The organism is Sporosarcina sp. USHLN248 (assembly GCF_037144575.1).
Classification (GTDB): Bacteria; Bacillota; Bacilli; order Bacillales_A; family Planococcaceae; genus Sporosarcina; species Sporosarcina contaminans.
The window spans coordinates 20,657-40,298 of the sequence record NZ_JBBCZC010000025.1 but is presented as its reverse complement, the minus strand read 5'-3'; the positions used below and the strand labels follow the sequence as shown (position 1 = coordinate 40,298).

The following is a 19,642-nucleotide window of genomic DNA, read 5'->3' as shown; positions in this document are numbered from 1 at the left end:
AATGCAACATTAATGAAACTGCGTTCCTCAATGAGGAACAAAAGGGGTGAGGATTTGAAATCAATCTTAAACAGAATTTCCGAGGAGAAGATTGTAGCTATTATTCGTGCTGAATCGACGGAAAACTTGATCCCTACTGTCGATAGCCTATACAAGGGTGGAATTCGTGTAGTTGAAGTGACGATGAATACGCCAGGTGCGATAAAAGGTATCGAAAGTTTGAAAGCGCTTTACCCAGATTTGCTCATAGGAGCAGGTACTGTTTTGGATTCCGAAACGGCTGTACTTGCAATAATGGCAGGTGCAAGTTTCTTGTTGGCTCCTACAGTGAATCAAAAGACTATTGAAGCAGCCAATCGGTATGATGTGCCTTTGATACCTGGAGTGTTCACACCTACAGAGGCACTATCTGCATATGAGGCTGGAGCTAAAATGGTTAAAATATTTCCGATTCGTAGTCTCGGTCCATCATTTCTCAAAGATCTAAAAGGGCCGTTGCCATTTATCCAAACAATGGCGGTAGGCGGAATTTCTTTGGAAAATGCAAAGGACTATTTAGAGGCGGGTGCTATGTCACTTGGGATTGGAAGTTCGCTCGTTGATGATGGAATAGTCCAAACAGGAAATTATGAAGAAATTGAAAAGCGGGCATCCCGATTTGTAGAAATAGCCAATAATGCACGTACAACAAGATGAAAAACTGAAATGCGGTGATGAAATGTTTGCCATACTTATTGACTCAGGTACTACTAATTCAAGAATTAGATTAATCGATAGCGAAACAAATCAAATTACCGATAGTGAGAAAGTGCGTATTGGTGTTAGAAATACTGCTATAGATGGTCACAATGGAGAATTGAAAAGCCATCTTCATAAGGGCTTGGGAAGATTGCTCGAAAGAAATTGCCTAACGGCTTTCGATGTGGAGTATATCGTAGCATCCGGTATGATTACGTCTAACTTAGGACTTTATGAAGTTCCTCATATTATTGCTCCTGCTGGAGTGGATAATTTTGTGGAAAGCTCTAAAGTTGTTAGTTTGAAAGAGTTTTACGAAATTCCCTGCGTTTTTGTTCCAGGAATGAGTAATGCAGTATCGGATTGTATTCGTCCAATCGATGCGATTAATCAATTCGATGTGATGAGAGGGGAAGAAGTAGAATCTATTGGGTTGTTAAAACAAATGGATTTACATGGTAAAGGAATTATAGTCTTGCCAGGCTCCCACACAAAGTTTGTTATTGTGGATCATGACCGAACATTGATTTCTTGTCTTTCAACCTTAGGTGGAGAAACACTAATGGCCATGCAAAAAGAAACGATACTATCCGACTCACTCAGTCCGAACTTAGTTCAGGAAATAGATGAAGCAATGCTATTAAAAGGTTTTGAGGCGGCTAAAAGCTATGGACTTACAAGGAGCTTTTATCACATCCGATTACTTCAACTTTTCGAGAACTTAACAGAGAATGAAAGAGCCAACTATTTTGTTGGATCAGTCATTTATAATGATATCCAATCGCTTTTTGGCAGTATTGAAGCGATAGAGGATTTTGATTGGATAGTAATTGGTGGGACAAATCCTTTAAAGCGATCATTTGCATACTTGCTGAATCAAATGAGAGAAAAATGGAAAGTGATTGAGGCTAATGACCTGCAAGTCGAAAATTCACTTGTCATCGGAGCTCAGGAAATTGCGAATAAGATGAATCGAGACAGATTTGTAAACAGAAAAGAGAAAAAATAACTCAAGGGAGAATATGTGATGAAAAAGTTTATGAAATACGTTGGGTTAGCGATTATTTCTGCTTTAATTTTATCATTGGCCGCGTGTGGAAGTGATAAATCTAGTGGATCAAGTTCTAAAGGAAGTTCAGATTTTCCAAACAAAGCAATTACATTAATTTCACCTACTTCAGCAGGCGGGGGAACTGATGCTGCAGCTAGAGCATTAGCGGCAGATGTTGAAAAGCATTTGGGACAACCGGTCGGTGTAGTTAATAAGCCTGGTGGAAGCGGTTCAGTTGGCATGACGGAAGGCGCGAATGCAAAGCCTGATGGTTACACAGTCACAATGGTTATTGCAGAGTTGACAATGTTAGAGCATATGGGAGTCTCTTCGCTAAATCAAGATCAAATGAAAGCAGTAGCGATGATTAACTTAGATCCTGCTGCATTAACAGTTCCAGCGGATGCACCTTATGATACATTGGATGGGTTCATTGACTATGCGAAAGCTCACCCAGGTGAACTAAAAGTCGGTAATGCTGGTTCTGGATCCATATGGCATGTAGCAGCTGAAAGCTTGGCAAAGAATGCAGATATCGAATTGAATCACGTTCCTTTTGAAGGTGCTGCACCAGCTGTAACTGCTTTAGTTGGAGGACATATCGACGCAGTTACGGTTAGTCCAGCAGAGGTAAAAACACAGTTGGATGCAGGGAATCTTAAAACCCTTGCGGTAATGTCCGATAAAAGATCGGATATTATCCCGGATGTCCCTACGTTTGCAGAAGCGGGTCTTGAAAGCGAAACAATTGCTACATGGAGAGGTATTACAGTACCTAAAGATACTCCTAATGAAATTGTTTCGATTCTTGAGGATGCTTTCTTGAAAGCTGCTGAGGAAGAGAACTTCAAAAAGTTTATGAGCAGCAATGGTCTTGGAATCGAGTTAAAGGATTCGAAAGAATTTACTTCTTTTATGGATGAAAACTATAATTACTATAAAGGAATGTTCGCAGAGTTAGGTTTAAGCGGTAAATAAAGATTGGGATTTTCCCAATCTTTATTTTTTCAACATTGGTATAAGTGAGGGGTGTAACCGATGAAAATTCCGCATATTACAAGTGGAATCATTTCGATACTAATAGGCGGGTTCTTTTATTTTTTGACTTTAGACTTTCCGGACAGAAATACGATGGAAGTTGGAGCTGCATTTTTGCCGAGAATCTATTGTGGATTGCTAATCATTTTCGGGTTGATCTTATTCATTCAAGGGATCCTTGATAAAGAAAAATCAGAGAAACAGTGGATGACGATAGGATATGCTTTGATTTCAATGGTAATAGTTTTAGCTTATATATTGGCAATGCCTTTTATTGGCTTTTATATTTCGACTGCTTTAGTAATTTTTGGACTTTTATTTTTTTCAAAAGTTCGGCGCGTTGCTACATTAATCAGCGTTCCGTTAGGAGCAGTTCTATTCGTATATATCGTTTTCGAATTGCTATTAAAGGTTTCGATTCCTTTGGGGTCGTTATTCTTATAGACCGGGGGTGACAGAGAATGAATTTGTTTTTGGAAGGGCTCATTAATGTATTTCAATGGGATGTTCTACTATTCTTGGCTTTTGGAACATTATTAGGGATTGTTATAGGCTCCTTGCCTGGATTGACGTCAACAATGGGGGTTGCTCTTATGCTTCCACTAACATTTGGAATGGATGCAGTAACGGGGATTCTGTTGTTGATAGGTGTCTATTTCGGTTCCGTATATGGGGGCTCATTGACCGCCATTTTGATTAATACACCGGGAACTCCTGCTTCCGCAGCTACTGTAATGGATGGATATCCACTTACACAAAAAGGGAAAGCTCATAAAGCATTGACGGTATCAACACTTTCCTGTGCAATTGGTGGGCTGATCAGTGTAATTGTTCTTATTTTAGTTGCACCTCAGTTAGCAAGCTTTGCTTTAAAATTTAGCGCGCCCGAGTCATTTGCTTTAGCATTGTTTGGATTATCAATAGTATCCAGTATTGCAGGTAAATCGATTGTCAAAGGATTGATGGCTGGTACATTAGGATTGTTAATAGCAACGATTGGTTTGGATCCAATCGGGGGCTTTCCACGATTTACATTTGGAATGCCTGAATTGTCTACAGGCATCGGTTTTATTCCAATTATGATCGGACTATTTGCAACTTCGGAAGCATTTAAGTCGATGGAAGATATATTTAAAGAAAAAAAGGTATCAGTCACACTTGATAAAGTGAAGTTAAAATGGCATGAATTTAAAGGGTTGATTGGTACAATTTTGCGTTCTTCTGGAATTGGGACATTTACTGGAATGATTCCGGGAGCTGGGGCTGATATTGCAGCTTTTGTTGCATATAACGAAGCGAAGCGTTTTGCAAAGCATAAAGATGAATTTGGAAAAGGTGATCTTCGTGGAGTGGCAGCGCCTGAAGCGGCAGGGAACAGTGTTACAGGAGGCGCCATGATTCCTTTATTAACACTTGGTATTCCCGGAGATGCAGTAACAGCCGTATTGTTAGGTGCATTAATGGTTCAAGGGCTTCAACCAGGCCCTATGTTATTTGAATCAAATGGTCCTATCGTCTATACATTGTTTGTCGGCATGCTGTTGGCTAATATTTTATTATTAGTTTTCGGATTATTGGGGATACGTTTCTTCACAAAGGTTCTGCATATTCCTAAAACCATTTTGACGCCGCTTATCTTAATGCTATGTGTAGTTGGAGCTTATTCTCTTGGAAATAACTATTTTGATGTTGTAGTTATGTTCGTTGCTGGTGTAGTTGGATACTTCTTTAAGCGATTCGAAATTCCTGCATCACCAGTTATTTTAGGTTTGATTTTGGGACCGATGATGGAAAGTAATCTACGAAGAGCTTTGGTCATGTCGCAAGGCGATTTAAGTATCTTCTATACAAGACCTATAACTGTTGTTCTATTAACAATCGCAGTCATCACATTGTTCACACCATTTTTCACGAAGAAACTAATGAAAAAAACGCATAAGGGGGCGACGGAATGAAAATCACTTCATATGAATTATTTCAAGTACCTCCAAGATGGCTTTTTTTGAAAATAGAAACTGATGAAGGCATCATTGGCTGGGGAGAACCGATCGTAGAGGGAAGAGCACATACAGTGAAGGCATGTGTTGAAGAACTGATGGAATATATGATTGGCAAGGATCCAATGAGAATTGAAGATCATTGGAATATGTTATACCGTTCAGGTTTTTATCGGGGCGGGCCTATTCTTATGAGCGCCATTTCAGGTATTGATCAAGCACTGTGGGATATTAAAGGAAAGTATTATAACGCTCCTATTTATCAATTAATGGGAGGCGCTTGCCGTGATTCAATTAAAGTATATTCTTGGATAGGGGGAGATCGTCCCTCAGATGTTGGTGCTGCAGCAAAAGCAGTTGTAGAAGCAGGCTTCAGCGCCGTTAAAATGAATGGAACGGAAGAACTCCAATATATTGATACGTTTGAGAAAATTGATCAGACGCTTGAAAGGGTAGCTGCAGTGCGAGATGCTGTTGGGAATTATGTGGGCATTGGCATTGACTTTCATGGCCGAGTACATAAGCCAATGGCGAAAGTATTGGCAAAGGAATTGGAGCAATTCAGACCGATGTTCATAGAAGAACCGGTGTTATCTGAAAATGCTGAAGCGTTTCGGGAGATAGCAAATCATACTTCCATTCCTATAGCGACAGGTGAAAGAATGTTTTCCAGATGGGATTTTAAAAGCATTCTTCAAGAAGGCTATGTGGATATTGTTCAACCGGATTTATCCCATGCAGGTGGCATTACAGAAGTAAAGAAAATAGCATCAATGGCAGAAGCGTATGATGTAGCATTAGCTCCTCATTGTCCATTAGGACCGATTGCGCTTGCGGCATGTCTGCAAGTGGACGCGACTTCGCACAATGCTATTATTCAAGAGCAAAGCTTAGGCATTCACTACAACGAAGGCAGTGATCTGTTAGACTATATTAAAGACAAGTCGGTTTTCGAATATAAAAATGGCTATGTTGCCATACCGCAAGGGCCAGGTCTTGGGATTGAAATAGATGAGGATTATGTCAGAGAGAAAGCGAGGGTTGGACATAATTGGAAAAATCCAGTTTGGAGACATCAAGACGGCTGCATTGCTGAATGGTAAAGAAAAACCTTAGGAGGATGTACATGAAGCCTAAAGTATTTATTGCAAAGCCTATTCCACAAGAGGTGGAGGAGTTCATTGCCAAACATTGCGATTATAAAATATGGAGGGAAGTTGAGCCGATTCCTGAAGATATATTATTGAAAGAAATTGCGGATGTGGAGGGTCTAATGACTCCGAAAGGAATTATTACAGAAGACTTACTTAGCCATGCTCCTCATCTAAAGGTTGTAAGCAATATTGCTGTCGGTTATGATGGTTTCGATATTGAAGCGATGAAGAAAAGAAATGTGATCGGCACGCACACACCGTATGTACTTGACGAAGCGGTCGCGGATTTAGTGTTTGGTCTTATTTTATCGACCTCAAGAAGAATTGTAGAATTCGACCGCTATGTAAAAGATGGCGAATGGAGTTTTAACTTAGATAGCCAAGAGTATTTCGGGAAAGATGTCCATCATGCGAAGTTGGGCATTATCGGTTTGGGGCGCATTGGTGAGAAAATTGTACGAAGGGCGAAATTGGGCTTTGAGATGGACGTGCTGTATTACAACCGATCGCGTAAGCGCGATTTGGAAGAAAAGTATGATGCCCAATACCGTAATATGAATGACTTGTTGAAGGAGTCTGATTTTGTCGTATTAATGTTGCCTTTAACAGAAGCGACGTATCATACAATGGGCAAAGAACAATTTGCGTCCATGAAGCGTGATGCGATTTTCATTAACTGTTCAAGAGGGCAAGTCGTTGATGAGCTTGCTTTAATTGAAGCGTTGGAAAATAATGAAATCCGTGCGGCAGGTTTGGATGTATTTGAAATTGAACCAGTGCAGAAAGACAACCCATTGTTAAAGATGAAAAATGTCGTTACCTTGCCGCATATCGGCTCCTGTACCGAAAACACAAGATTCGATATGGCGATGAAAGCTGCAGAGAATTTAGTGGCTGCTGTCACAGGACAAGTTCCGCCGAATGTTGTGAAAGAACTGCAGTGAAAACGGTACATGTGCAAGCACGTAACAGTTTATTAACTACAATTGTATAGTCTGAAAACTATGAAACCGGTCAATAAGATATTTGATCGGTTTTTTAGGCATCAGTAAAAATGTTCACAACCTTCTATTGCATAATAACTAATAAACATGTATTATTATGCAATGATATGAATCTATATTGGAAGGGATGAGTTTATGGAACATATGGGCTTCTTGTCGTTAATTCCCCCGCTTATTGCGGTTATTTTAGCGATTGCTACAAAGAACGTCATTATATCGTTATTTTCGGGAGTTTTCGTTGGTGTAATTATTCTAGTCGGTGGTAATCCGCTAACCGCTACGACAGATGTAATAGGGGATTATTTATTTCCGCAGCTGACAGATGATTATAATGCGGCTGTGCTCGTTCTTTTATTTTTCATCGGTGGATTTGTCGCACTCATGGAGAAGTCGGGCGGTGGGGCGGCGCTTGCGGCTGCTTCGATTAAATACATAAAAACAAGAGCAAGTGCTCAAGTGTCAGCGTGGTTTGGGGGTATTCTCATTTTCTTCTCCGACCTTGGGACCCCGCTTATTGTTGGTCCCGTTTTTGAAAAGATTTTTGATAAGGTAAAAGTATCCCGTGAAAAGCTCGCTTGGATTATTGACTCTACCGCTTCACCGGTAGCTGTTCTTGTTCCGTTTATCGGGTGGGGCGTTTATATTATGGGGCTCATACGTGCAGAGTTCGATAAGTTGGGGATTGCGGACTCCGAATTTAGTACGTTAATTCAAGTCATTCCTTTTCAGTTTTACGCGATTCTTACAGTGTTGCTCGTGCCGTTGATTGCTTTTGCGAAAGTTGATTTTGGACCGATGGCAAAAGCTGAAAACCGTGTGCGCCGAACGGGTCAGCTTTACTGGCCTGAGTCAAAGCCGCTTCGAAAGGCGGAGGAGATGAAAGAGTATACGAAAGGCAGCCGCACGATTCTTATTTGGCTTCCATTACTTGTTTTATTCGTTACTTTGTTCGGTCTGCTTATCTCAAAAGGGTTTCCGGTCACGCCGGTTCCAGGTGGAGATTTTCGTGTAGCGCTTAGCACAGCCTATTTGTTTGCAGCTGTTGCGATTGTTCTCCTTATGATTATTTATAAAGTGAAGAAGTTTAATGAGATTATTGATATTTATACATCTGGCATGCAAAAGATGGTGTACGTGGCCGTGACGCTTGTCTTAGCATGGTCGTTAGGGAAAGTGATAGGAGAAATGGGAACGGCGGCATTCATCGTAGAAGTGACGAAAGGAAACGTGCCGGCATTCATCATCCCTGCCATACTATTTGTTGTCGGTGCTGTCATGTCCCTTGCTTCGGGTACATCTTGGGGGACGTTCGCCATCATGTTGCCGATTGCAATTCCAATGGCCATTTCACTTGATGCTCATATGGTCGTATGCATTGGTGCCGTTTTATCCGGAGGGATTTTCGGAGATCATTGTTCGCCAATTTCGGACACAACGATCCTTTCATCAACGGGTGCGGGTGCGGACCATCTCGATCACGTTAAAACACAATTTCCGTACGCTGCGTTGAACGCATCTGTCGCACTCATCGGCTTTGTCGTAGCAGGATTGACAGGAAGTGTATATACACTTGTTTTCGTCATCGCTCTCCTGATCGCCGCAACTGTCGTATTATCTAAACGAAAAAAAGAAAAAGAGGGTGCAGTGAGTGCATCATAATTGCTCCCTTTCAGCGTGCCTTACGTATCGGCACAATTGAAAACGAAAAAATCGGAAGAAGGAAAGCTCCTTCTCCCGATTTTTCGATTCATTTACTCTACAATCTGCGCAACCCAATGCCCTTCCGATACTTCCACCAATTGTGCACCATTCAAATTGTAACGTTCCTTTCCGCTGTCTTCATACGGGGTATGTCGCTGCTTGTTCGCCTCTACTCTTGGATCGGGGATCGGAATAGCTGAGAGCAAGGATTTTGTGTAAGGGTGCAATGGGTTATTGTATAGCTCTTCGCTTTCGGCGAGTTCGACGATTTTGCCGGCGTACATGACGGCGACCCTGTCGCTTATATGTTTCACCATTGACAAGTCATGGGCGATGAATAAATAAGTGAGCCCTAATCGATGTTGGAGGTCTTCCAATAGGTCGACGATTTGGGTTTGAATGGAAACGTCGAGTGCTGATAAAGGTTCATCACAGACGATGAAGTCTGGTTCGACAGCTAATGCACGCGCGATACCGATTCGTTGGCGCTGGCCGCCTGAAAATTCATGGGGATATCGCATGGCATGCTCCGGTTTCAGTCCGACCATTTTTAGCATTTCTTCCACTCTTTTTTTCCGTTCTTCTTTCGATTTGCTCAGCTTATGAATATCCAGCGCCTGCCCGATAATGTCAAGCACTTTGAAACGCGGATTCAAAGACGAATACGGATCTTGAAAGATCATTTGCATATGGCGGCGCATCGTTTTCATTTCATTTTTGGATAACCGATTGACCGCAATTCCTTGGTAAAGGATATCTCCATCAGTTGGTTCATTGAGCCGCAAGATGGCACGGCCTGTCGTTGATTTGCCTGATCCTGATTCGCCAACGAGTCCCAATGTTTCACCTGGCTGAATAAAGAAGCTTATATCATCGACTGCTTTCATCACCTCTCCTTTTCCGCTATCAAAATGTTGTTTTAACGAATTGACTTGAAGAAGCGGAATGGACGTATCTACGCTTTCTTTAATATGCGGAGGACGTTTCGGCTTCTTCTTTTGATCAAGCCGTGGCAATGCATTCAATAGTCTTTTTGTATATGGGTGTTGCGGATTTTCGAATAGATCGATCGTTTTACCCGATTCAACTATTTCTCCTTCTTTCATGACAGCGACCCGGTCGCACATGCCCGCAACGACACCTAAGTCATGTGTAATTAAAATGATAGAAGTGCCAAAACGTTGTTGCATCTTCTTCATTAGGTCTAATATTTGAGCTTGAATTGTTACGTCAAGTGCAGTAGTCGGTTCATCCGCAATTAAGAGAGATGGCCTGCACGCCAAGGCGATGGCGATCATGACACGTTGGCGCATCCCGCCCGAAAATTCATGGGGATACTGGTTATAGCGCTGTTCGCTATTTTTTATGCCAACAAGTTTCAGTAGTTCGATCGCTTCTTTTTTTGCCTCACTCTTCGATACACCACGATGTTTCAACAAACTTTCCGCTATTTGTTTTCCAATTCGTATTGTCGGGTTCAGAGAAGTCATCGGGTCTTGAAAAATCATGCCGATTTCTTTACCGCGAATGGCTTCCATTTCTTTTTCCGTCTTTAGTGAAAGATCTTCTCCTTGAAACTCGATTTTGCCACCTTTCACAAAGGATGGAGGTGAGGGGAGGAGTCGCATGATGGAACGTGCCGTTACGCTTTTTCCGCTGCCTGATTCCCCTACAATGCCAAGTGTTTCTCCTTTCTTCACTTCAAAACTTACCCCACGCACTGCGTTAAAATCTTCTTCTCGTGTTGCAAATGATACATGTAAATCTGTTACACGCAATATAATGTCAGACATAGTAAGTCCTCCTTACGTTCAGGCTCATAAGTTCTATTAAAAAAATTGTAAATTGACAACAATATCATGTTTGAATATAGTATAGTATACCGATAGGAATTATACAATATAGAAAAAGGAGGGATAAGAGATGAAAGTTGGCGACAGTGCCAAGCTTCAAAGAACGTTTCAAGATACGCGAGGCCGCACAATGTATCGGTTGCTCATCTATTTGGCAGGATTGCCTCTACATCTATTACTCTACCTCTTTTATTTTATGCAGCGAAAAGACGATACATACAAAGCGATGACGGCAGAAGTCAAGCGGGAAATCGTTCGTGAAGGACGCAAGGAAGTTTATGTTGCGGAGTATGAGGATCAATTGCTGAGAAAAGCTGCCTTTTTCCAAGAGGAGAAAAGCCGTGAAGAGATTCAGAGGCAGGCAGAACGATTGGCAGATGAAAAAGTGCAGCAAGAGGTTGTCCAGCGAACGGATGACAGATTCGCCCAAGAAGGGGTTCGCAAAAGAACGTATGCTGATTATTTTCAATCGCTTCTTGGCCGACCGGCATTTATTGTTGCATCGCTTGTACCGGGGTTCCTCATGTATATCTTGCTGTTTTTAATCAGCAATCCATTTTTGAAATATATTATGGAGCGTCTCGTCCAAAGCGTATTTGTCATTATTGGAGTGGGAGTTCTCGTTTTTTCCATCCTTTATATTTCACCTTTTGACCCTGCATCCAATATTCTTGGCGAGTCCGCGACAGAGGAGCAAATTGCTACTTTCAACCGAATACACGGACTGGATTTGCCATATTGGCAGCAATTGTGGAATGCGATGAAAGGTATTGCGACGTTTGACCTCGGTTCATCGTTCGCTGGAAATGAAGATGTTGCATCAAGCATTGCAAATAAATTTCCGATTACGTTTACAATAGCGATTTTCTCGGTATTAATGGCGATTGCAATCGCAATCCCAGTTGGCATTTTGTCAGCAACACGGCCGAATTCATTTTTGGATAACACGTTCATGTTCATCGCATTGATCGGTTTGTCGATTCCGAATTTTTGGCAAGGGCTCATTTTCATCTTGAATTTCTCGATTAAATACAATTGGCTTCCTGCCACCTATAGTCCTGGGAACGCCTTATCGATGATCATGCCGGTTGTCGTTTTAGGAACTGGGCTTACGGCATCGATCGCGAGGATGATGAGGTCGTCTTTACTGGAAATTATCCACGAAGACTATATGATTACAGCTCGCGCGAAGGGACTGACAAAAACCCAAATGCTATGGAAGCATGCGGTTGGAAATGCGATGATTCCTGTCATTACAGTTATCGGTCTGTTGTTTGGCGGAATGTTAGGCGGGGCAGCAGTGACAGAGAAGGTGTTCAATATTAAAGGAATCGGCAGTTACATCGTAGATAAGCAATTCATACCAGACATTCCTGCCATTATGGGAGGCGTTGTCTATATTGCGATTACGATTTCGCTCGTCAACTTGTTGATCGATATTTTATATGCTTTTTTAGATCCGCGTATCCGTTCGAAGATGAAACAATCGTAAAGCAGGTGTAAAGATGGAAGAGAAGCTGAATAATCGACATGCATTGGTTTTATCAAAAGAATACCCGCAAGCGAATTTCACATGGATCATTTCGTTGATCGTTACATTAATTTTCTTAGCGAACAGTTTCTCGTGGAAAACCGGTGAATTAAAAACATTTGTATTTGCCTTGTTTATCGTATATTTCGCAACGACTCTTTTCCAAATGTTCATAGTGTGGCGTATGAGAAAGGATTTGCTCGGATATGGAGAAATCCGAAAAGGAACTCGTCGTTTAGGATATGTGCAGTTCGTCAGTCTATCGGTTGGCAATATTTTTGCGGCTGCATTTGCATTTAATTTAATCAATAAACGAAAAACGCCTGAATATACTTTTGCTGTTTATATGTTTTTGACACAACTATTTGTAATTGCAATTTCGGCTATGAATATTTTTAAACCGTACGTGACCGACACGTTCGTCGTTGCAATGGCAATTTTGCTCGTGATTGCTATTTTCTATTTGGCAGTTTTAATCATCGTGGCGAAGTCGGTTTCGGAACAATCTGCTCCGAAATCGATCGGAATCATTGCGGCAATCGTCCTCATTTCAGCGCTATCAGGCAATGTTTTCGCTCTGTTATTAGGATGGAGCTTATTGTTGAAATCAAGAAGCAATGACCGCTCACGCATTATGAAATGGAATAGTATGTGGGAAAAAATCACACGTAATTCGATGGCGATTTTAGGGATGTTTTTCATCATCCTTATGCTGGCCATTTCTGTGATGAGCCGATTCACATTCGATTATGATTTTGCTGTTGAAAATGACTACGGCAATATTTTGCAGACGCCAAGCTTGGCTTATCCGTTCGGCACAGACAATTTCGGGCGTGATGTGTTTTCGCGAATCGTCTTTGGAGCGAGAATTTCATTGCTCGTTGGTTTTGCTTCGACAATCATTCCGGCGATTATCGGTGGATTTCTTGGTGGGATTGCAGGCTATTACAGCAATCGGACAGATAATTTGATCATGCGACTGTTAGATGTGCTCTATGCGATTCCAGGAATTTTGCTTGCAATTGCGATTATCGCTGCGTTCGGAGCAAATACAGTGAACTTAATTATTGCGCTTAGCGTTGGGTCGATTCCGACGTACGCGCGGACAATGCGGGCGAATGTGTTAATGGTATCGAATTATGATTTCGTTGATTCGGCACGAGCGTTGGGCACATCGGATTTATCAATTATTTTTAAGCAAGTAGTACCGAACTCGTTAGCTCCCATGATTGTCAAGTCGACATTGACGATTGGCGGTGCAGTCATCGCGACGAGCAGCCTTAGTTATTTAGGGCTTGGTGTGGAGCCACATATTCCTGAATGGGGGAATATACTGCGGGTAGGAAGTACGTATTTAGAATCGCATTCGTATTTGGCAATATTCCCGGGCCTCGCGATTATTTTGTTAGTCCTTTCCTTCAACTTCTTAGGAGATGGGCTGAGAGACGCGTTGGATCCACGACTTGATTAAGAGTACTTGCAGATTTCATCCATTGGAGGGTGAATCGAAAAATGCATCTTAGATGATGGAAAAGGAGAATGGAACATGGCAAAAAGATTATTGACAATTTTGCTTGCGCTATTTGTTGTATTGGCGGGTTGCGTAAAGACAAAATCGGATGTATCCGGTGAAGCGGATAGTGGAGATAAAAAGGGTGGCGGCAGCGGTAAAGTTGTAATTGAGCTATTGGGAATGAGCTCTGGTGAGGAAGATATGAATATCGTCCGTGATCAACTCATTAAAAACGGCTTTGATGTAAAATTAAATATTCAGCCTGATTATGGAAGCTTTAAATCTCAGCGGGATGCCGGCAATTTTGACATTGCTTTGTCCAGCTGGACGACTGTGACAGGGAACCCGGATTATGCGGTCCGTTCTTTATTCAAATCGGACGGTGACAACAGCGACATTAACGATCCGGAAGTAGATGCATTAATTGAGGAAGCAAGTACGGAAACACCTGATGAATATAAAGAAACGTATAAGCAGCTTGAACAGCGAATTGTAGGAGAGAAAGCGTATATTGCGCCGCTCTATATTTCATTTAAAGCGCAAGGGGTCAATAAAGACGTATTGAACCCGGATACGGTCCGCCTCGCAAAATCACGTGCGATTGCATGGGAAACGATTGATTTTCATGATGCATCGAAGCGCGATACAGATGCATTGATTACTCAACAGGCGATCGGCTCATTGACTTCACTTGACCCGATAAAAGGGAATGATGGCTCGATCAATACATTGAATACGAATATGTACGTGCGCCTCGTTAACCTGACGGATGACGATCAAGTCGTTTCGGACGGTTCACTTTCGTACAACTATGCAATTGGTGATGGAAATTCGGATTATTATTTCATTCTTCGTGATGATATTAACTTTGCGAAAGTGGAAGGTGGAAAAGCAGTTGATACTGGTGAACGTGTCGGGGCGGATGATGTTGTCTTTTCATTGAACCGCGCGAAAGATAAAGATTCTGTGCCGGATCACCGGACTTACAGTTTGCATGAAAGCATGAAGGACATTGAAATTGTTACGGATTTAGCAGAATTGGATACGAAGCAATCAGGCGGTGAAGGAACAATCCGAGAAGCTCTTGAGTTAGGGCTTGAAACTGAAATCACGGAATTGGTAGCAGATAAAACTGCCGCTGACAGCAATGCAGGGAAATACCAAGTCATTAAAGTAACGACAAATGAACCATTCCCGCAAGTGCTGAATTATTTGGCACACCAATCTGCGGGCATCGTATCGAAAAAGCAGGTTGAAAGCATTAACACATATGACGTGGCAAATTTCAATGTCGATCAAGACATTCCTTACGGAGACCAACGGACGGTGACGGAAGGTGCTACGTATGACAATCATCTCTATGCAAGCGGTCCGTACATTCTTGTGAAGAAAAATGATTATCAAGCAGACTTCGTGAAAAATCCGGCATATCGCGCAGGCAGCGAATTCGAGCCGAAAATTATGAGGGTAACTGTTCGTTTCATTGAAGATGCCGACAGCTCACTATCGGCTTTGCGCAACGGCGAAATTCATCTTTTCAACGGTGTTCCAGAAACAAAATATGATTTAGTGGAAAACGATGATAAGTTAGTCCTGCAAAAGAACGATAGCAATGCCGTCACATATTTGCTATTTAACGCATCTGACCGCGAAGTAGCGAAAAGTGAAAATCTGCGCAAAGCAGTGCTTTACTCCATCAATCAAGATGAGTTTTTGAACTTCTACCAAGGAAACAAAAAGAAAGCTTATTCTACGGTAAGCCCTTTGGTTGATACAGGAAACGAATTGATTGCGGATTCGGAAAAAGTGAAAGAGTTTTTAGCGGAATATCAAGCAGAATAAAATCAAGAACTGCATCCCGTTCGTTTGTGAAACGATGGGGTGCAGTTTTTTTAGGCACCAAACTTTCAAAAATACTTGATCTCCATTCGTGACCACTAAAAATACATATCTATTTGTTTCAAACTATTATGATAGAATTAGTTCAGCATAAAATCGAATAATCGAAAGGTTATCGTAGGGGAGTGTCAGTTGAGAAATAAGCATAAACAATACATATTCGCATGTATAGCGGCTTTATATATACTAACGGTCATGACGGGCTTACGGATCTCGGCAGAGAAGGTTGATGAGTTAGGGGGATTTGATTTCAGTGAGCAACTGCATTCGAAAGTCTTCTATACTGATTTAGACGGAGAGTGGTATTTCTTTGAAAAGGAATTGTTATCACCTGGTCAGGTAAAAAAGAAAATGAATGAAGGAAAGGGAAAGATTGTTTCGCTGCCGGATTCGTTCCAAGCCCAAACCGGGAATGTTAATTCGTTTGGAACGTATAGCGCAACGATCAAGATTCCTAAGGATTTAATCGGCAAAGCATTAGCGATTCATGTGCCATATCAATATAGTGCCTACACTCTATTTGTAGATCAGAGTGAGATCGCTAAGAATGGAAAGGTTGGCCAGAATTCTTTATCGCATGATGCTGAAATGTCGCCGGAAATCGGTACCTTTTTTCCACAATCAGATGAATTGCTGCTGACGATGCAATTGTCTAGTTTTGATCATATTCGGGGGGGATTTGAGAACTCGATTTATTTAGGCGAGTCGTCGGCAGTTTCGCGCAAGTTCAATAAGGATATCATCGTAACTCTCTTTATAAATGGGTGTATTTTTATCATTGGCCTATTTATGGTGCTTTTTGCTTTGTTTCGTCGGAGAGAGCATGTGTTTCTCGTTTTCGGGATATTTAGTATGCTCATCTCTGTACGGGCTCTTTTTACAGTTCCCTTTTACTATAAGCTGATTTTTTTAGAGATGTCTTGGCTTTGGGGGACGAGGCTGGAATATATTTTGACAGAAGCAAGTTCAATGTTTTATATCATCCTATTATGGTACTGGCATAAAGAGGAGTTTTCCAAGAAAGTAGTGTCTGTGCTAGTCGCTATCCATCTTTCGCTCATTGTCACTACATTGTTTACGCAACCAGTATTTTTCCAAGCACTATTTTTCAAAGTTTTTTATTTGGCGGTGCCGACATTCTTCTATTTAATTTTCGTCATTTACAAAAGCATTCGGAACCATAATCGAGATGCAAAAGTGAATTTGATTGGGATAGGGATCATATTTTTAGCTTTTTTTAATGACTTTGCTGTTGGGAAAAATTTTTACCAGTCAATAAATTTAATGTTGCCAGCTGTTGCTGTGTATGTTTTCATGCATGTCATCCTAATGAGCAAGGACTTTGCTGAGAGAACCCAAAAAACCGAGCAGCAAAACAAGCAATTACTATCTTTGAATGTCGCAAATGAAAAACTTGCTATTCAACTTCAAAAAGAGATGAAGCAAAAGGACGATTTTTTAGCGAATACATCCCATGAGCTTCGTAATCCATTACATGGCATTATCAATATTACGCAGTCCATCTTACAAAATCGTTCCGATCGGTTGGATGAAAAAACAAAGGATGATTTGGCTCTTCAACTGACAATTGGTAGACATATGTCCCAAACCTTGGGAGATTTATTAGATATTACTCGTTTGAAGGAACACCGTATACAACTCCGATTGGAAAGCGTGGATGTACAGGCTGTTTCTGGTGCAGTAGTCGATATGCTCAAAGTTTTAGTTGAAAATAAAAGTATTCGAATGGTAGTGAATATCCCGCCTAACATTCCACATGTTTCGGCGGATAAAAACAGACTCATCCAAATACTATTTAATCTCCTTCACAATGCTGTGAAATTTACCTATGAAGGCATCATTACAGTCTCCGCAGAAATGAAAAACGGAATGGTCTATATCCAAATTGCTGATACAGGCATTGGAATGGATGACACAACACTCCTTACTATATTCGAACCATATGAGCAAGGAGATTCCAGCATTACGGCAGTTGGAGGCGGCTTCGGTCTTGGGCTGAGCATTTGTAAGCAATTAGTAGAATTGCATGGTGGAACATTGCAAGCACGTTCAATCTTAGGAGAAGGTTCGGTATTTACATTTACATTGCCAATCGATGAAGGAGCATCTGAAAAACAAATAGCACCTGTAACAACGCAAACAATTGATAGGAGTGAGTTTCCTCTTCATATAAATAGCAGTACGGTCCATACATTGGTTGAATCAATTGATAGAAATACGCTGCCAAAAAAACGACCAAAAATTTTAGCAGTCGACGATGATCCTGTAAATTTAAGAGTGCTTAAAAATATTCTTTCTGATGCACAGTACGAGGTTGAAACGGTTACGAACGGAAAAGATGCATTGGAACAACTTAAAATGAAGAAATGGGATTTAATTATTTCAGATGTTATGATGCCCAACATGTCTGGGTATGAATTAACCCGTTCAATAAGGGATAAGTTTTCTATCTCTGATTTACCGATTTTGCTGTTAACAGCGCGCGGCCATACGGAAGATATTTATACAGGTTTTTTAGCTGGAGCAAATGATTACGTTGTAAAATCAGTTGATGCTTTGGAATTAAATGTGCGGGTACATGCATTAACGAATCTTCAAGCATCTATTAATGAACGATTAGGAATGGAAGCTGCGTGGCTTCAAGCACAAATTCGACCTCACTTTTTATTAAACACGTTGAATGCAATTGTATCATTAAGCGAAACCGATACACCAAGGATGGCTCGGCTGATTGAAAAGTTTGCGCATTATTTGCAGAGCAGTTTCTACCTAAAAAACTTGGATCAGCTTATTCCGATTACACATGAAATTGAGTTGCTTGAATCGTATTTGTATATTGAAAAAGAGCGATTCGGGGATAGATTGCATGTAAACTGGGAAGTAGATGATGACATCGATGGAATGATCCCACCACTATCCATACAAGTTTTAGTAGAAAATGCCGTTAATCATGGCGTGTTGAAGCGAATTGAAGGAGGAGTAATTACAATCCGAATTCGTAATAAGGAAGATTCTATTGAAGTGTCTGTACTAGACAATGGTGTCGGTATGGATGAGGAAAAGGTAAAACAATTGTTCACGATTCAACCGGATCGAACCCAAAGAATTGGTCTAATCAATACTGAACAGCGTTTACAGCGTTTGTATAGTAAGGGACTCAGTATTCACAGCACGGAAGGGGTGGGAACGTCAATTACTTTTACGGTACCAAATACTATTTCTTCTGTGTGAATCTGTTCGGTGCTTGCGCATAAAAAAACGAGGGAGCTGTTTACATCATGTGATCAGCTCCCGTTGCAGTTGTAAGGTATCAAAACGAATTGAAAATCTGCACTCCTTAATTTAATGCGATACGACAGACATTCGGAAAGCGGAACGCCTGCAAATAAACCTACTATTCATAATCCATCATGCCGCATGGGAAAATGCCAACAATACTTGCAATCTTGCCGTACAAAGTTGGCTAATTTCATCCATTGTATAATAGCGCAAAGATTGGATAATGACATGATTAGGCTCGTCCGGACTACACCATCTATCAAGCGTTCGATGGTTTTCTTTTCGTTAATGGTCATTCAAAATAAGAAATTTCAACGAAAATGACCGGCAATCCGATCTCATGTACTTTATATTTATTAAGCGCTTCTTGAAGCAAACGAACATAAGTGACAACTAATGTGCCGATTAGGACAGTATCATTTTGATCGCAAAGCTCTATATGATCGAATTCTTGGATATGGGTGTCTTCTTTATCTTCGTACACATAAATCGCCACAGGAGTATAGTGAAGGATGACTGGATATGTATCTTCTTCCTCATAATGAGTTTGTTGATGTACATTTTCATATGGATTTTTATTTTTATTGAAAAACATAATATGCCTTCCTTTCTCCGATTGTTTGAATATATGTACGAAAAATTAAGAGAAAAAGATTCAATTTAATGGGCTCTCGTTCTATTAATTGATTTGCGTGTAGGTTTTGTGTATAATCTCTGTTAATTGCATACGATGAATGTTTTCTAGGGTTCCGTAACATTGATGTTAGTCTGGTCCGAGAGAAAACTCACAGCTTTTGCTGTGCCACGGAAGGATAAAAGCCTGGGAGAAACTGTTTTATATACAGTTTACTCCCGGGCTTTTT

Annotated in this window: 14 protein-coding genes and 1 riboswitch; of the genes, 12 read left to right on the top strand and 2 right to left on the bottom strand. The window is 41.0% G+C overall.

Annotated elements, in window-relative coordinates; genetic code table 11:
• Positions 1 to 54 precede the first annotated feature (54 nt).
• The 8 genes from WFH04_RS11440 to WFH04_RS11405 all read left to right on the top strand — a co-directional run bounded on the left by WFH04_RS11440 (position 55) and on the right by WFH04_RS11405 (position 8,641).
• Positions 55 to 696: a bifunctional 4-hydroxy-2-oxoglutarate aldolase/2-dehydro-3-deoxy-phosphogluconate aldolase gene (locus WFH04_RS11440; RefSeq protein WP_336824186.1), complete on the top strand. Its 642-nt coding sequence runs from the start codon at positions 55 to 57 to the stop codon at positions 694 to 696.
• Entirely contained in the window at positions 677 to 1,747 is a 1,071-nt protein-coding gene (locus tag WFH04_RS11435) for a 2-dehydro-3-deoxygalactonokinase (protein WP_336824185.1), read from the top strand. Before WFH04_RS11440 ends, WFH04_RS11435 begins: the two co-directional genes overlap by 20 nt.
• A gap of 18 nt (positions 1,748 to 1,765) precedes the next feature.
• The gene (locus WFH04_RS11430; protein WP_336824184.1) at positions 1,766 to 2,767 is read left to right on the top strand and encodes a tripartite tricarboxylate transporter substrate binding protein; all 1,002 of its coding nucleotides are present in this window, start codon (positions 1,766 to 1,768) and stop codon (positions 2,765 to 2,767) included.
• Positions 2,768 to 2,827: 60 nt separating this feature from the next.
• Positions 2,828 to 3,271 (top strand): tripartite tricarboxylate transporter TctB family protein, encoded by a 444-nt coding sequence (locus tag WFH04_RS11425; protein ID WP_336824183.1) that lies wholly within the window; start codon positions 2,828 to 2,830, stop codon positions 3,269 to 3,271.
• A gap of 17 nt (positions 3,272 to 3,288) precedes the next feature.
• Positions 3,289 to 4,782 (top strand): tripartite tricarboxylate transporter permease, encoded by a 1,494-nt coding sequence (locus WFH04_RS11420; RefSeq protein WP_336824182.1) that lies wholly within the window; start codon positions 3,289 to 3,291, stop codon positions 4,780 to 4,782.
• Positions 4,779 to 5,927 carry a galactonate dehydratase gene (gene dgoD / locus WFH04_RS11415; protein WP_336824181.1) on the top strand — a complete coding sequence of 383 codons (1,149 nt, stop codon included), beginning with the start codon at positions 4,779 to 4,781 and terminating at the stop codon, positions 5,925 to 5,927. The genes WFH04_RS11420 and dgoD overlap by 4 nt, the downstream gene beginning before the upstream one ends.
• A gap of 23 nt (positions 5,928 to 5,950) precedes the next feature.
• Positions 5,951 to 6,922 (top strand): 2-hydroxyacid dehydrogenase, encoded by a 972-nt coding sequence (locus WFH04_RS11410; RefSeq protein ID WP_336824180.1) that lies wholly within the window; start codon positions 5,951 to 5,953, stop codon positions 6,920 to 6,922.
• 195 nt (positions 6,923 to 7,117) lie between these two features.
• A complete protein-coding gene (locus WFH04_RS11405; RefSeq protein WP_336824179.1) occupies positions 7,118 to 8,641 on the top strand; it encodes a Na+/H+ antiporter NhaC family protein in 1,524 nt (507 codons plus the stop codon).
• Between the two features lie 92 nt (positions 8,642 to 8,733).
• On the opposite strand, the gene WFH04_RS11400 is transcribed toward WFH04_RS11405, so the two are convergent.
• The gene (locus WFH04_RS11400; RefSeq protein WP_336824178.1) at positions 8,734 to 10,476 is read right to left on the bottom strand and encodes an ABC transporter ATP-binding protein; all 1,743 of its coding nucleotides are present in this window, start codon (positions 10,474 to 10,476) and stop codon (positions 8,734 to 8,736) included.
• Positions 10,477 to 10,606: 130 nt separating this feature from the next.
• On the opposite strand from WFH04_RS11400, the gene WFH04_RS11395 reads away from it, so the two are divergent.
• From WFH04_RS11395 to WFH04_RS11380, 4 genes are all read left to right on the top strand, one after another.
• Positions 10,607 to 12,028: an ABC transporter permease gene (locus WFH04_RS11395; RefSeq protein WP_408020188.1), complete on the top strand. Its 1,422-nt coding sequence runs from the start codon at positions 10,607 to 10,609 to the stop codon at positions 12,026 to 12,028.
• 13 nt (positions 12,029 to 12,041) lie between these two features.
• Positions 12,042 to 13,538: an ABC transporter permease gene (locus WFH04_RS11390; protein ID WP_336824177.1), complete on the top strand. Its 1,497-nt coding sequence runs from the start codon at positions 12,042 to 12,044 to the stop codon at positions 13,536 to 13,538.
• Between the two features lie 75 nt (positions 13,539 to 13,613).
• Positions 13,614 to 15,422 carry an ABC transporter substrate-binding protein gene (locus WFH04_RS11385; RefSeq protein WP_336824176.1) on the top strand — a complete coding sequence of 603 codons (1,809 nt, stop codon included), beginning with the start codon at positions 13,614 to 13,616 and terminating at the stop codon, positions 15,420 to 15,422.
• Between the two features lie 189 nt (positions 15,423 to 15,611).
• Positions 15,612 to 18,731 carry a hybrid sensor histidine kinase/response regulator gene (locus WFH04_RS11380; RefSeq protein WP_336824175.1) on the top strand — a complete coding sequence of 1,040 codons (3,120 nt, stop codon included), beginning with the start codon at positions 15,612 to 15,614 and terminating at the stop codon, positions 18,729 to 18,731.
• A 340-nt stretch (positions 18,732 to 19,071) separates the two neighbouring features.
• On the opposite strand, the gene WFH04_RS11375 is transcribed toward WFH04_RS11380, so the two are convergent.
• Positions 19,072 to 19,374, bottom strand: coding sequence for a hypothetical protein (locus WFH04_RS11375; RefSeq protein ID WP_336824174.1), 303 nt, complete (start codon positions 19,372 to 19,374; stop codon positions 19,072 to 19,074).
• Between the two features lie 135 nt (positions 19,375 to 19,509).
• Positions 19,510 to 19,608: riboswitch (guanidine-I (ykkC/yxkD leader) on the top strand.
• Positions 19,609 to 19,642 lie beyond the last annotated feature (34 nt).

Excerpts from the sequence above, each read along its gene's own strand:
- WFH04_RS11410 (WP_336824180.1), top strand. The coding sequence starts at position 5,951 with ATGAAGCCTAAAGTATTTATTGCAAAGCCTATTCCACAAGAGGTGGAG.
- WFH04_RS11395 (WP_408020188.1), top strand. The coding sequence starts at position 10,607 with ATGAAAGTTGGCGACAGTGCCAAGCTTCAAAGAACGTTTCAAGATACG.
- dgoD (WP_336824181.1), top strand. The coding sequence starts at position 4,779 with ATGAAAATCACTTCATATGAATTATTTCAAGTACCTCCAAGATGGCTT.
- WFH04_RS11400 (WP_336824178.1), bottom strand. The coding sequence starts at position 10,476 with ATGTCTGACATTATATTGCGTGTAACAGATTTACATGTATCATTTGCA.
- WFH04_RS11375 (WP_336824174.1), bottom strand. The coding sequence starts at position 19,374 with ATGTTTTTCAATAAAAATAAAAATCCATATGAAAATGTACATCAACAA.
- WFH04_RS11425 (WP_336824183.1), top strand. The coding sequence starts at position 2,828 with ATGAAAATTCCGCATATTACAAGTGGAATCATTTCGATACTAATAGGC.
- WFH04_RS11405 (WP_336824179.1), top strand. The coding sequence starts at position 7,118 with ATGGAACATATGGGCTTCTTGTCGTTAATTCCCCCGCTTATTGCGGTT.
- WFH04_RS11385 (WP_336824176.1), top strand. The coding sequence starts at position 13,614 with ATGGCAAAAAGATTATTGACAATTTTGCTTGCGCTATTTGTTGTATTG.
- WFH04_RS11430 (WP_336824184.1), top strand. The coding sequence starts at position 1,766 with ATGAAAAAGTTTATGAAATACGTTGGGTTAGCGATTATTTCTGCTTTA.
- WFH04_RS11390 (WP_336824177.1), top strand. The coding sequence starts at position 12,042 with ATGGAAGAGAAGCTGAATAATCGACATGCATTGGTTTTATCAAAAGAA.
- WFH04_RS11420 (WP_336824182.1), top strand. The coding sequence starts at position 3,289 with ATGAATTTGTTTTTGGAAGGGCTCATTAATGTATTTCAATGGGATGTT.
- WFH04_RS11435 (WP_336824185.1), top strand. The coding sequence starts at position 677 with ATGCACGTACAACAAGATGAAAAACTGAAATGCGGTGATGAAATGTTT.